Raw genomic sequence first — 12819 nt, 5'->3', positions numbered from 1 at the left:
GAGACCCATGCCGTCGACATCCGGGTCGCCACCGCCGTGGAGGAGATGATCGAGCGGATCTGGGCCACCGGGCCGCTCGATGGATTGGTCAACAATGCTGCCGGAAATTTCATCTCGCAGACCAAGGACCTGAGCCCGCGCGCCTTCGATGCGATCGCCAACATCGTCCTGCACGGCACGTTCTACATGACCAACGCCTGCGGCAAGCGCTGGATCGCCGAGAAGCGCAAGGCAAGCGTGCTGAGCATCCTGACGACCTGGGTCTGGACCGGCAGTCCCTTCGTCGTGCCCTCGGCCATGTCCAAGGCGGGCGTCGCGGTGATGACCCAGAGCCTCGCCGTCGAATGGGCGCGGCACGGCATCCGTCTCAACGCCATCGCCCCCGGTCCCTTCCCGACCGAAGGCGCCTGGGCCCGGCTCAATCCGCTGAAGGACGGTGACGACGATCGCTACAAGACGCGCAATCCGATGGGCCGCGTCGGCCGCCCGCGCGAGCTTGCCAACATGGCGGCATTCCTGATGAGCGAAGAGGTCGAATACATCAACGGCGAAGTGATCGCGATCGACGGCGCCATGGGCATCATGGGCAACGGCACCTTCTCGAACATGATGGCCTACAGCGACGCCGACTGGCAGCGTATCCGCGAGCAGATCCAGTCGACCAACGCCGCCGACAGGGCCAAGCGCAGCTAGAAGCGGCCGATCAGGAACCTCTGAGCGCCGACGTCAGCGTCTGGTGGAAATGGACGATGGCGCTTTCGAACTTGCCGAAGGTGAAGGCGTCGTTGGCGCCGCTGCCGAGACCGCGCTGGATCGCCTGCACCACCGCGCGGTCCTCCGCCGCACCGGTCGTGCCGACGAATTCGGCATCACGTTTGGCCTCGGCCAGTGCGGCGGGATCATCGCCGCCGTCGTTGGTCATCGTGTAGGTGATCTGGCGGGTACGGTCGACTGCCAGCGGTTCGAGGATCACGACATTGGTATGTCGCGACAGGACGGTGATCAGCACGTTCGGGAACAGGTGATAGACATAGGTCAGGAGACCTTCGACCCGCCGCTCCTGCGGCGGCACCTTGGCCAGCTTCTGGATGCGCTGGAACGGGTAGGTCACGCGGCTGTTCGGACCAAACAGGTCGATGACGTTCAGGTTGTCGAAGCCGTAGGGCAAGAAACTCTCCGGATGCGTCGACTTGATGTGATAGCCCTCGATGAAGCTCTCGAGGAGGATCTTCCAGTTGACCTCGAACTCGCGCTCCACTGTCGCGAAGACGCGCTGATCCGGCCCAATCAGCTTGCCCAACCCATCGAGCGAATCGTCACACAGATCAGGCTCGCCCTGAGTGACGAAAACGAGCCCCAGGTGCTCCCGCGCCGAGAGTGGGACCAGCGGATGGGCCTCCTTGTCGAAGCCGGGGAATCCCTCTTCGTGCGGAATATGGCGCAGCCTGCCCTCGAGATTGTAGGTCCAGCCGTGATAGCGGCAGACGAACGCCTTGCTGCAGCCCGAGCCGCTGGCGACCTGCATGCCGCGATGCCGGCAGGCATTGCGAAAGGCGCGAACCTTTCCGTCGGTGCCGCGGACAACGACGATCGGCGTACCGGCGGCTTCGCGGGCGACATAGGAGCCGGCTTCGGGCAATGCCGCCGAGGGGCAGAACGGCGTCGGAGACCGCTTGAGAACCTGCTCGATCTCTGCAGCCAGCCGCGCCGCCGACCGGTAGTTCGCCACCGGTTCCCGCCAGACGCTCTGGCCGAGGTCGGTTGTGCGATTGGCGATGTGATCCAGGACGCGTTGCGCCACCGACTGGTCGTCCATCATCGTCGTCATCGTCGAATCCCTCTTCGATGGGGCCATCATACGTCAGCTCGGGGCCGCGTTCAGCCCACGGTGTTGCACGAATGCAACAGGCCGAGACGATTGATACGCTAGACCTCCCCGGGTGGCCTGCCATGGCCGCAATTGAGCCAAAGTGTCGGGGCTACCTGCGTGCTCCACTTTTTCAGTATCGGGTCCCAGTGAGATCTTGCCGTGCGGTTGAGCAGTAAGTCGGTCTCCCGGACATCCAGAGCCGTCCTCAGTCGGCGCCTCGTGCCCGTCGGCATCCTGGCCGCTGGCCTCACGTTTGCCGTGGGCAATACCGTCACCGCCCAGTCCGTCGAGTCCCGTCATTGGCAGGGGGTCACCGCGAACACCCGTCAGCCCGAGCAGGTCGTTGCCGGCACATTGGGCGAATGGCGAGCGCTGTGGGGTCGGGTCGGCCTTCCGCCGCCCGACATGTTCGAGCCGGGACGCACGAATGCGGTCGGCATTTTCCTCGGCCGCCGTGCCAGCGAAGGCTATGCCGTCAACATCCTGTCGACCAGCCGCCGGCGCGACCGCATTGTGGTCGTCTTCGAGGAGCGCATGCCGGCCGAGATCATGCTGGCTCAGCGCTCGGCACCCAGGCCGGTAGCCAGCGCTCCGGCCCTCGGACCCAGCCTCGGACCTGCCGGCCCAGGCAGCGCCGGCTTTGCCGCTCCGGGTGCGGGAGCTCCCGCCACCAGCAGCCTGCCTCCGCCCCCCAGCCGCCCGCCCGGCCAGCCCACGTCGCCGTGGGCCATCATCCTGATCCACCGGGCCGACCTGCCGGTTACCGTCGAGCAGCGCCTGTTCCGCTGACCTGCCGGATCAGTGGGAGTGCCGTGGCACTCCCTTCGTCTGGACGATCTTCTGGTAATTGACCGCGAAGTCGAGGCAGGCGCCGCTCGCGAGTTGCCCCACGAACTTGCGCTGCAGTTCCTGCCACGGCGTCTGGCTTTCCACGATGTTCGGCTTCCACGCCGCCTTGCGCTTCGCATACTCGGCGGCTGAAATCATGATATTGGCCGTCCGCTTGCCGATGTCGACGCGGACCTTGTCGCCGGTCTTGAGCAGCGCCAGCCCACCACCGACGGCGGCCTCGGGCGAAGCATTGAGGATCGACGGGCTCGCCGACGTGCCGCTTTGCCGGCCATCGCCGACGCACGGCAGCAGCAATACGCCGCCTTTCACCAACCGGTCGGGCGGCAGCATGTTCACCACCTCGGCCGCACCTGGATAGCCGACCGGCCCGGCGTTGCGGATGAACAGGATGCTGTTCTCGTCGATCGGCAGCTTGGGGTCGTTGATCCTGTGGTGATAGTCCTCCGGTCCCTCGAACACGATCGCCGTGCCTTCGAACGCATCCTTGTCGCCCTTGCGCTCCAGGTATTTCTTGCGGAACTCCGGCGAAATGACCGAGGTCTTCATGATCGCCGAGTCGAACAGATTGCCGGTCATGACGGCGAAACCCGCCGTACCGAGCATCGGCTTGTCATAGGTCTTGATCACATCACCGTCGGCCGGCTTCGCGCCTTTGAGGTTCTGCGCCATGGTCTTGCCACTGACGGTCAGCGCGTCGCCGTGGATCTTCTTTTTGCGCAGCAGTTCGGCCATCACCGTTGGCACGCCGCCGGCGCGATGGAAAGCCTCGCCGAGGTACTCGCCGGCCGGCATGCAATTCACCAGCAGCGGGATGTCGTAGCCGATCCTGTCCCAGTCGCCGTTGACCAGTTTTACCCCGATATGGCGGGCGATCGCGTTGATGTGCGGCGGGCAGTTGGTCGAGGCGCCCAGCGCGCTCGCCGCGACGATGGCGTTCTCGAACGCCTTGCGGGTGAGGATGTCCGACGGCTTCAGGTCCTCCCACACCATGTCGACGATGCGCTTGCCGGTCTCGTAGGCGATCTGGCCGCGCTCGCGGTAGGGCCCGGGAATGGCGGCACAGCCGGTGAGCGACATGCCGAGCGCCTCGGCCATGCTGTTCATGGAGAGCGCCGTGCCCATGGTGTTGCAGTGACCGACGCTGGGGGCGCTGGACGCCACCATCTCGACGAACTGCTCCATGTCGATGCGGCCCGCCGCCAGTTCCTGGCGGGCGTACCACACGATGGTGCCCGAGCCCGCGAGGCCGCCGGCAAAGTGACCGTCGAGCATCGGCCCGCCCGACAGCACGATGGCCGGGATATTGACCGTGGCCGCGCCCATGATCATGGCCGGCGTGGTCTTGTCGCAGCCCGTGGTCAGCACGACACCGTCGAAGAAATAGCCGTACAGACATTCGACCAGGCTCAGGTAGGCGAGGTTGCGGTCGAGCGCCGCGGTTGGGCGCTTGCCCGTCTCCTGGATGGGATGGACCGGGAACTCGATGGGGATGCCGCCGGCGTCGCGGATGCCGTCGCGCACGCGGCTCGCCAGGTCGAGATGGTGGCGGTTGCAGGGCGAGAGGTCGCTGCCGGTCTGGGCGATGCCGATGATCGGCCGGCCGCTGCGCAATTCGGCCAGGGTCAGGCCGAAATTCATGTAGCGCTCGAGGTAGAGCGCCGCCATCGTCGGATCGCCCGGCGCGTCGAACCAGTCGCGGCTGCGCAGCCGGCGCTTGCCGTCCTTCGTTCCGTTAGAGCCCTTCTTCTTGGCCATCCGCTTTCCTCCATATCTTGTTGAGACAACCCTGCGAGAAGGCGTCCGGGAAGTCCAGCGCCTCGCTTGAGGTTGGCCCGGGGTCGTGACAAATCTCAAGCCATGGCCAACTCTCCCGCTATCGTCTGCCTCGGCGAACCTCTGATCGAATTCAACCGTCCGAAGGAAGGCGACGGCCGCACCTGGCTGCAGGGCTTCGGCGGCGATTCGCAGAATGTCGCCATCGCGGCGGCCCGTCAGGGCACATCGACCGGCTATCTCACCAGCGTCGGCCAGGACTGGATGGGCGATGCCTTCCTGGCACTCTGGAAGGCGGAAGGCGTCGATGCCTCGCGCGTCACCCGCCATCCCAGTGCGCCGACTGGCGTCAGTTTCGTCACCCACAGCGAAGCCGGCCACAAGTTCGACTACCTGCGCAAGAACTCCGCCGCCTCCCTGATGACGCCCGAGACCCTGGCGGTCGACTACATCGCCGGCGCCCGGTTCTTCCATCTCTCGGCCATCGGCCAGGCGATTAGTGACAGCGCGCGGCAGACCTGCGACGCCGCCATCGCCGCCGCGCGCAAGGCCGGGGTGAAGGTCTCCTACGATACCAACCTGCGCCTGCGGCTGTGGGACCTCGACACCGCCCGCCGTACGATCGATGCCACCATCGCCCGCTGCGACGTGGCGCTGCCCAGTCTCGACGATTCGCAGCAACTCACCGGGCTTTCCGCGCCGGACGCCATCGTCGATTACTATCTCAAGCTTGGTGCCCCGCTGGTGGCCCTCAAGACGGGCGCCGAGGGATCATTGATCGCGACCGCCCGGGAACGCCTCCGCCTGCCGGCGCATCGTGTCCAGGCCGTCGACGCCACCGGCGCCGGCGACACGTTCGACGGCGCCTTCCTCTCGCGCCTGCTGGCCGGTGACGATCTGGAAAGTGCCGGCCGCTACGCTAATGTCGCGGCGGCGCTCTCGACGACGGGCTATGGCGCCGTAACGCCCATGCCGCGGCAGGCCGAGGTCCTCAAAGCGCTGTCGCGCGCCTGAGCCTTGGCACCAGGGCGCGGGCAAAGCGCCAGAACACCGTGACCTGCTGGACGGCCCAGCCGCGGCCGTTATCGGCATCGACCATTGGATCGGCCACGCCCGTTGGCCGGTTTCGCTCGTCGTAGATCGCCGTGCCGAAGAGGATGTCCCAGATCGGGAACACGGGCGCGAAATTGTGGTCCTGGATGTGCCTCTCTTCGGCACTCGCCAGTGCATGGTGCAGCCGATGGAACCGCGGGCCGACGAGCAGCCGGTTGCCGAGCCAGCCGAAGCTCATGTCGACATTGGCGTGAGACCAGCTCTCGACGAGGCGGCCGACCATCAGGATGACGACGTATTCCCCAGGCTGGACACCGACCAACTGGGCGAACAGCACCAGCGCCAGCGTGATCAGCAGGTCGTCGACGACGTGATTGCGGTCATCTGTCCAGACCGTCATCCGGCGCTGGCTGTGATGCAGGCTGTGCAGCGCCCACCACCAGGAGAAACCGTGCTGCGCGCGATGCAGCCAATAGGCCGCGAAGTCGTAGAGGACGAAGTAGAGCAGGAACGAGGCCAGTGCGTTGTCGCCCAGCCACGGCAACACCCTTTCGAGCCGCGGCGGGGCATATCCCCAGGCCCGCACCGTCAGCTCGATCTCCTGGACCAGCGGATAGGTGACGACGAAGATGGCCAGCGGAACGACGCCGAGCTTGTTCAGCAGCGTGTAGACCTGGTCGACCAGGATCAGGCCATCGTCCTTGCCGGGCTTCTCGAGCGGCCAGCGGCGCTCGAAGAACCGCATGCCGATGGCAATGACCGCGATCTGCACCACGCCCAGCATCACGAATTCGACGGCGTTGTAGCCCGGCTCGTACCAGGCCATCTGCCCGAAATGGAATAGAGCCGGCCCGACGAAGGTCTCGAATATCCAGGTCTGGATTCCGACCCAGATGTCTATGAGGTCGCGCATGGGCGCGCCTCTACTTGGTGCCGCCTGCCGTCGACACCGCGCGTACCGGCCCGCTTGCCGGCCCCGCCGCCGGGGACTTCAGCATGAACACGCCATGCGGAGACTTGCCCACGGGAATACTGGCGACGACCTTGAGTTGCTCGATGTCGATCACCGCGACCCGGCGCAGGAAGCGCTGCGTGACCCACAGCTCCTTGCCGTCCGGCGTGATGTCCATGCAGTCCGGGCCGCCCGGAACCCGGACGTTGCCGACCACCTTCATCTCGGTCGTGTCGATCAGGGATACCGTGCCCTCGACGCGGTTGCTCAGGAAATAGAGACGACCGTCGCCCTTGGGCCAGAAGTTGTGCGCACCCTTGCCGGTCTGCAGCGCACTTTTCACGCTGCCATCCTTCGGATCGACGACAACGACGCCGTCCTCGCCGGTCAAGGCCACGAGCAGCCGCTTGTTGTCCGGCAGCATGACGATTCCCGCAGGCGCGTTGCCGACGGGAACATTCCATTTCAAGGTCTGCGTCTCCAGGTCGAAGGCCGCCAGCCGGCCACTCTGCTGCAGCGTGACGAAGACGGTCTTGGACTCGGTGTCGAATGCGATATGGCTCGGCAGCCCGTCGATGAAGATTCGCCCGGCCAGGCGGTAGCCATCGGCATGGAAGATGTCGACGTGGTCGAGCCTGTAGGCCGCCGTCACCAGCCATTTGCCGTTGGGGCTGAATCCCAGGTGATAAGGATCGATGATGTCCTTGACGATCCGCTTGCGTTCGCCGGTCTTGATGTCCAGTCCGAGCAGTTCGTTGGTTACCGTGGAGCCGATCAGCATTTCCTTGCCATCCGGCGTCACGATCACATGGTGCGGCTCACGACCGACCGGATGGCGCGCCAACTCGATCCGGCTGCTACGGCTCAGGATGCTGTAGGAAGCCTCTTCCGAATTGAGGACCAGGACCGCATCCGCCCGGGCAGCGCCACCGGCACCCAGGGCCAGCGCAATCACGGCAAAAGCCAATTTGTTCATGGGGCTAGACCGAACTCCTTGCAGCATCTTGAAGCATCTTTCCCGCACCGGCGCTAGGGTCGTTTGAGGCTGGCGGCTGCGGCGGCAAGCCGCTCGATCCGTGTCCAATCCTGGACAGCCACGGCGTCCTGCGGCGCCACCCATGAGCCTCCGACGCAGGCCACGTTGGCCAGCGACAGGTAGGCCGGCGCGTTGTCAGGGCCGATTCCTCCGGTCGGACAGAAGCGCAAGCCAGCCAGCGGCGGCGCGACCGCCTTCAGCCAGCCCAGCCCGCCCGCGGCATCGGCCGGAAAGAACTTCAGCAGGCTGAAGCCCCGCTCGGCGAGCATCATGGCCTCGGATACCGTTTGAACGCCGGGCAGGAAAGGCAGGCCCGAGGCCGCCGCCGCTGTGGCCAGGCCCGGCGTGCAACCGGGACTGACGGCAAACCGGGCGCCGGCTTGCCGGGCCTGGTCGAGTTGCCGGGCGTTCAGCACGGTGCCTGCGCCGACAAAGGCGTCCGGAACTTCGCTGGCGATCGCCCGCAGCGCTTCCAACGCCACCCCGGTCCGGAGCGTGATCTCGAGGACCCGGAGGCCACCCCGCACCAGCGCCTGGGCCAGGGGCACGGCGTCGGCCTGCCGCTCGATCGTCAGGACCGGAACGACCGGTGCCAGTGCCGCGAGCGCCGACATGTCCCCCGGCGTATCCATCGTCAGACGCTCCAGCCCCCGTCGACGACGTTCACAGTGCCTGTCGTGAAGCCCGCCTCGTCGCTCGCCAGATAGACGGCGAGGGCCGCGATCTCCTCGGCCGACCCGAAGCGGCCCGTGGGCTGACGCTGCAGAAAGAACTGCTTCGCATCGGCGCCGCCGCCCAGGGCCCCGATCCGCTCGTCCAGCGACGGCGTCTGGACCGTGCCGGGGCAGATGGCGTTGCAGCGAATGCCCTTGCTCACGTAATCGACAGCCACCGACTTGGTGAGGCCGACCACGGCCGCCTTGGTGGTGCCGTAGATGAATCGCAGTGCGGCGCCCTTCACCGACGAGGCCGCGGACGACATGTTGACGATCGAGCCACCGCCCTTGCCCACCATGCCGGGCAGGAATGCCTGGATGGTCCAGAACATGCTGCGCACATTGAGGTTGAAGGCGAACTGCCATTGCTCGTCGGTGGCATCGAGCACCGTGCCGTGATGGACGAAACCGGCACAATTGAACAGAACGTCGATGGCGCCGGTCTGCTTGGTGAGGCGATTGATCGCCGCCTTGTCGAGCACGTCGAGTTCATGCGTCCGAATACCGGGGACTCCCGCCAGCGCCTCGAGCTTGCTCGCATCGATGTCGGTTGCCCAGACCGTCGCGCCTTCCCTGGCGAAGGCCCGGGCGGTCGCCGCGCCGATCCCCTGCCCCGCCGCCGTGACGACGCAAACCTTACTCTTCAGCCGCATGTGTCCGTCTCCGCAACAGCCAGAATTGATAGCCCACCACCGGCAGGCTGAGCGCGACGCTTGCCAGCAGCGGCGTCACGCCGCTCGCCATGGCCGGCAGCGCGGCAACGGCGAGCCAGATCCGCTCCCAGATCGACATCGGCACAAGCAGATAGGCCGACAAGGCGGCGCCGAGGAACGTGATGCTGACGATGCAGCCGGCGAACGTCAGGAGAAAGTCCGGCCAGTTGAATTCCGGCACGACGATCAGCAAGGCCGGCGAGAAGACGAAAATGAACGGAACCAGGGCCTTGGCCAGGGCCAGCCGGAAGGCCGTGTTGCCGGTCTTGAACGGATCGGCCCCGGCCATGCTCGCTGCGGCATATGCCGCCACGGCAACAGGCGGCGTCACGTCGGCCAGCACGCCGTAGTAGAAGACGAAGAAATGCGCCACGAGCGGCGCCACGCCCAGCAGCCCCAGCGCCGGCGCGGCGATCGTGACCATGATGATGTAGGTCGCCGTCGTCGGCACGCCGCATCCCATCAGGATGCAGACGAGCCCCGTCATCGCCAGGGTGAAGAACTTCACGAGCGTCGCCTTGTCGAACGGCAGCCAGGCCTGGACCAGCACCGTGGCGTCATTGGCGACATTGACGATGATGGTCGCGAACTTGAGCGCAGTGCCGGTCAGGGTCACGACGCCGATGATGATGCCGATCGCCGCCGCCGCCGCGCCGACCGCCAGCGCGTACTTGGCGCCGACGACGAATGCATCGGCGATATCACGCCAATGCAGCGCCGGCGCCGGGTTGAGCCGCCAGAGGACGACACACAACGCGACGAAGAGGGCAAAGCAGATCTCGCCGAACCAGTCACCGAACTCACCGGGCAGCATTCCCCTGCCGAAGGTGAGCAGCGCTGCCCAGGCGACGACCAGCAGGATTTCCACGCCCGGCGTGCGCTGACGCTCGGAGCGGATGAGCCCCACCACGATGCAGAGGAAGATGCCCCAGAAGGCGGCCAGGTACGGAGTAGAGCCGTCGAAGATCTTCCAGATCAGCGCCGCAAGCGGGATAAGCGTCACCCAGTCCTGCTTCAGGACGGCGCGCCAGTCGGACATCTCCTCCGGTGTCAGACCGCGCAGGCCCAGTCGCTTGGCCTCGAAATGCACCTGGATGAAGACACCGAAGAAATGCATGAAGGCCGGCACGATCGCGGCAACGATGATCGTCTGGTACGGCATCTCCAGAAACTCGACCATGAGGAAGGCCGCCGCGCCCATCACCGGAGGGGTGATCTGGCCGCCCGTGCTGGCCGTCGCCTCGACGCCAGCGGCAAAATGCGGCTTGTAGCCCAACTTCTTCATCATCGGGATGGTGAGCGAGCCGACCGTGACCGCGTTGGCGACCGATGAGCCGGAGATCATGCCGAAGAGCGCCGAGCCGAAGATCGCGACCTTGGCCGGACCGCCGGCGAACCGTCCGGCGACGGCCATGGCGAGCGCCAGGAACAGCCGGCCCAGGCCGATGCGCATGGCGACCACGCCAAACAGCACGAAATGGAACACGTAGGTCGCCACGACGCCGATCGGGATGCCATAGATGCCCTGGCTGGTAAGATAGAGATGGTCGGCCAGCTGCGACCAGGTGGTGCCGGGATGGACAAGCATGCCCGGCATCCACGGTCCGGCAAAAGCATAGACGACGAAGCCCAACGTGATGATGACCAGCGCCCAGCCCATGGTCCGTCGCGTCGCCTCGAGCACGACGAGCGTCAGGGTTGTTCCCATCACCACGTCGATCGGATCGGGGTTGCCAGTCTTGAAGGCGATGTCCTGGAAAATCGACGGCAGATACAATGACGAGACGACCGCGGCTGCGAACAAGCCCCAGTCGTAGAGCGGCACTCCCCCGGGCCGCCACCATCCGAGAGTCGGCGCCGTGGCCTCGCTTCGCCGGTTGGCCGCAAACACCAGAAAAATCAACCCCAGCACCAGGGCCATGTGGACGCCACGATGCGTCTGTTCGCGCAAAAGGCCGAACCCGGCCGTGTAGAAATGGAACGTCGAAAGCGCCAGCAGCAGCGCCATCACGATCCAGGTTCCGTTGACCCCGAGAGGACGGAACCGCATTTCGGCATCGAACTCGCGCTCGAGTTCGGCCGCCTTCTCATGGTCGACTTGCAGGCTCAAACAATCCCCCCGGGGGCGGCGGAGGGCGAGGCTCAGGCCGCCGCCCTCGCCCGGCCTCTACTTGATGAGGCCCTTTTCCTTGTAGAACTTCTCGGCGCCGGCGTGCAGCGGGATCCCGAGCCCGTCCAGCGCCGTCTCGAGCTTGATCGCCTTGCCCTTGGAATGTCCCGAGTCGAGCAGCTTGCGGGTGTTCGGATTCCAGAGCGCGGCCGTGACGCCGTAGATCAGCGCGTCAGGCAGCTTCGAGGACGTCACCCAGATCGCATTCACGCTGACGGTCTTCACCCCGGCAACGTTCTTGTAGGCAGTATCGGGAATCTCGTCGGTACCGAAGAAGCTGTACTGCTTGATCAGCTTCTCGGCATCCGGACCGTCGATCGGAACCAGGTCGATCCCGGTCGTGGCCGCCAGTTCCGAGATCGCGCCCTGAGGCCAGCCGCTCACGCTGAAGAAGGCATCGAGCGCCCCGTCCTTGAGCTTGTCGGCTGACTGCTGTGGCTTCAGGTACTCCGCCTTGATGTCCTTTTCGGTCATGCCGTAGGCGGCAAGAATGAGCCGCGCGTCGACCAGCGTTCCCGATCCGGGCTCGTCCAGCGACATGCGCTTGCCCTTCAGGTCCTTGATCGACTTGATGCCCGCCCCCTTGCGGACCACCAGATGGAAGCTTTCCGGGTAGAGGTTGGCAATGGCACGAAGCGAATCGACCTTCGGGCGGCCTTCGTAGATTCCGGTGCCGGTGTATCCCCAGAAGGCCACGTCGGACTGGACGAAGCCCGACTGCATGCTGCCGCCGGCGATCGCATTGACGTTGGCCACGGAGCCGTTGGACGCCACGGCGGTCGCGACCAGGCCGGGAACGCCGCACGATCCGCCTTCCGCGCAGGCGCGGGAGCCGGGAGGGTTCGAAATCGCATTGGCGATCAGGCCGCCAATCGGGAAGTAGGTCCCCGCGGTGCCGCCCGTGCCGATGCGGAAAAACGTGATGTCCTGCGCCGCAGCCGGCAACCCGCCGAGCAAGGCAGCACCGGCGCCGCCGAGCAGTGCGGCCCTGCGATTGATCAACATGGAAACCCTCCCTGACTGGCAGCGATTAAACAGGGTTCGGCCGGCCGTCGCAACGATGGCGCGTCAATTGACCCCGACTGCACGGCTCATGACCGGTCCGATCTCGCCATGAATGACCATGTCGGCGGTGTCGTCCTGGTCGGTCGGATCGCGATTGAGGATGACCAGCCTCGCACCCTTGCGCTTGGCCATGCCCGGGAATCCCGCCGCCGGATAGACCACGAGCGAACTGCCGAGCACGATGAAGAGATCGCAGGCCAGCGTCTCGTCCTGCGCCCGCGCCATCTGGATTTCCGGCATCGCCTGACCGAACGAGATGGTGGCGGTCTTCACGATGCCTTCGCACTTGACGCAGAGCGGCAGCCTGCCGCCGTCGAGAAATGCCCGGCGGATCGGGTCGAGTCCGTAGCGATGGCCGCAGTCGAGGCACGACGCATAAGTTGCATTGCCGTGCAGCTCGATCACCTTGGCATCAGGCACGCCCGAGCGCTGGTGCAGGCCGTCGACATTCTGGGTGATGATGGTGCTCATGCGGCCCTGTTCGACCAGCTTGGCGAGCGCCCGGTGTCCGGCGTTGGGCTCCGCCTTGAGCATGGTCTCGTCGGTGGCGAATTTCCGCCGCCACGACTCCCGGCGCATTTCCTCCGATGACATGAAATCGTCGAAATAGATCGGTTTG

The 12819-nt window shown here is 65.7% G+C and carries 12 protein-coding genes; 3 read left to right on the top strand and 9 right to left on the bottom strand.

What is annotated here, in order from left to right; translation table 11 throughout:
* A partial coding sequence (locus EPO55_RS22970) for an SDR family oxidoreductase (RefSeq protein ID WP_296339698.1) occupies window positions 1-693 on the top strand: 693 nt, incomplete at its 5' end.
* A 10-nt stretch (window positions 694-703) separates the two neighbouring features.
* On the opposite strand, the gene EPO55_RS22965 is transcribed toward EPO55_RS22970, so the two are convergent.
* A complete protein-coding gene (locus EPO55_RS22965) occupies window positions 704-1828 on the bottom strand; it encodes an SRPBCC family protein (protein WP_296339697.1) in 1125 nt (374 codons plus the stop codon).
* 261 nt (window positions 1829-2089) lie between these two features.
* Between EPO55_RS22965 and EPO55_RS22960 the strand changes: the two genes are divergently transcribed.
* A complete protein-coding gene (locus EPO55_RS22960; protein ID WP_296339696.1) occupies window positions 2090-2659 on the top strand; it encodes a hypothetical protein in 570 nt (189 codons plus the stop codon).
* Window positions 2660-2668: 9 nt separating this feature from the next.
* Here EPO55_RS22960 and EPO55_RS22955 read toward each other — a convergent pair whose 3' ends face one another.
* Window positions 2669-4477, bottom strand: a complete 1809-nt coding sequence (locus EPO55_RS22955; RefSeq protein ID WP_296339695.1) for an IlvD/Edd family dehydratase — start codon at window positions 4475-4477, stop codon at window positions 2669-2671.
* A gap of 102 nt (window positions 4478-4579) precedes the next feature.
* On the opposite strand from EPO55_RS22955, the gene EPO55_RS22950 reads away from it, so the two are divergent.
* Window positions 4580-5509 (top strand): sugar kinase, encoded by a 930-nt coding sequence (locus EPO55_RS22950; RefSeq protein ID WP_296339694.1) that lies wholly within the window; start codon window positions 4580-4582, stop codon window positions 5507-5509.
* Here EPO55_RS22950 and EPO55_RS22945 read toward each other — a convergent pair.
* The 7 genes from EPO55_RS22945 to EPO55_RS22915 form a co-directional block, all read right to left on the bottom strand.
* On the bottom strand, window positions 5487-6461 hold the full coding sequence (locus EPO55_RS22945; RefSeq protein ID WP_296339692.1) for a sterol desaturase family protein: 975 nt from the start codon (window positions 6459-6461) through the stop codon (window positions 5487-5489). The genes EPO55_RS22950 and EPO55_RS22945 overlap by 23 nt on opposite strands.
* A gap of 10 nt (window positions 6462-6471) precedes the next feature.
* Window positions 6472-7476 carry a YncE family protein gene (locus EPO55_RS22940; protein ID WP_296339690.1) on the bottom strand — a complete coding sequence of 335 codons (1005 nt, stop codon included), beginning with the start codon at window positions 7474-7476 and terminating at the stop codon, window positions 6472-6474.
* A gap of 53 nt (window positions 7477-7529) precedes the next feature.
* Window positions 7530-8168: a bifunctional 4-hydroxy-2-oxoglutarate aldolase/2-dehydro-3-deoxy-phosphogluconate aldolase gene (gene eda, locus EPO55_RS22935; protein ID WP_296339689.1), complete on the bottom strand. Its 639-nt coding sequence runs from the start codon at window positions 8166-8168 to the stop codon at window positions 7530-7532.
* A gap of 2 nt (window positions 8169-8170) precedes the next feature.
* Window positions 8171-8905: an SDR family oxidoreductase gene (locus EPO55_RS22930; RefSeq protein ID WP_296339688.1), complete on the bottom strand. Its 735-nt coding sequence runs from the start codon at window positions 8903-8905 to the stop codon at window positions 8171-8173.
* Complete coding sequence (locus EPO55_RS22925) at window positions 8889-10973, bottom strand: TRAP transporter permease (protein WP_363719721.1); 2085 nt, start codon at window positions 10971-10973, stop codon at window positions 8889-8891. Before EPO55_RS22925 ends, EPO55_RS22930 begins: the two co-directional genes overlap by 17 nt.
* Before the next feature lie 159 nt (window positions 10974-11132).
* Window positions 11133-12140 (bottom strand): TAXI family TRAP transporter solute-binding subunit, encoded by a 1008-nt coding sequence (locus EPO55_RS22920; protein WP_296339684.1) that lies wholly within the window; start codon window positions 12138-12140, stop codon window positions 11133-11135.
* A 63-nt stretch (window positions 12141-12203) separates the two neighbouring features.
* Window positions 12204-12819 (bottom strand): Sir2 family NAD-dependent protein deacetylase (locus tag EPO55_RS22915; protein WP_296339683.1); only part of this gene is annotated, 616 nt, incomplete at its 5' end.

This window comes from Reyranella sp. (assembly GCF_004296935.1).
In the GTDB taxonomy this organism is placed as follows: Bacteria; Pseudomonadota; Alphaproteobacteria; order Reyranellales; family Reyranellaceae; genus Reyranella.
Note: the sequence above shows the minus strand (reverse complement) of the source record. Positions and strands in the feature narration are given on the sequence as shown.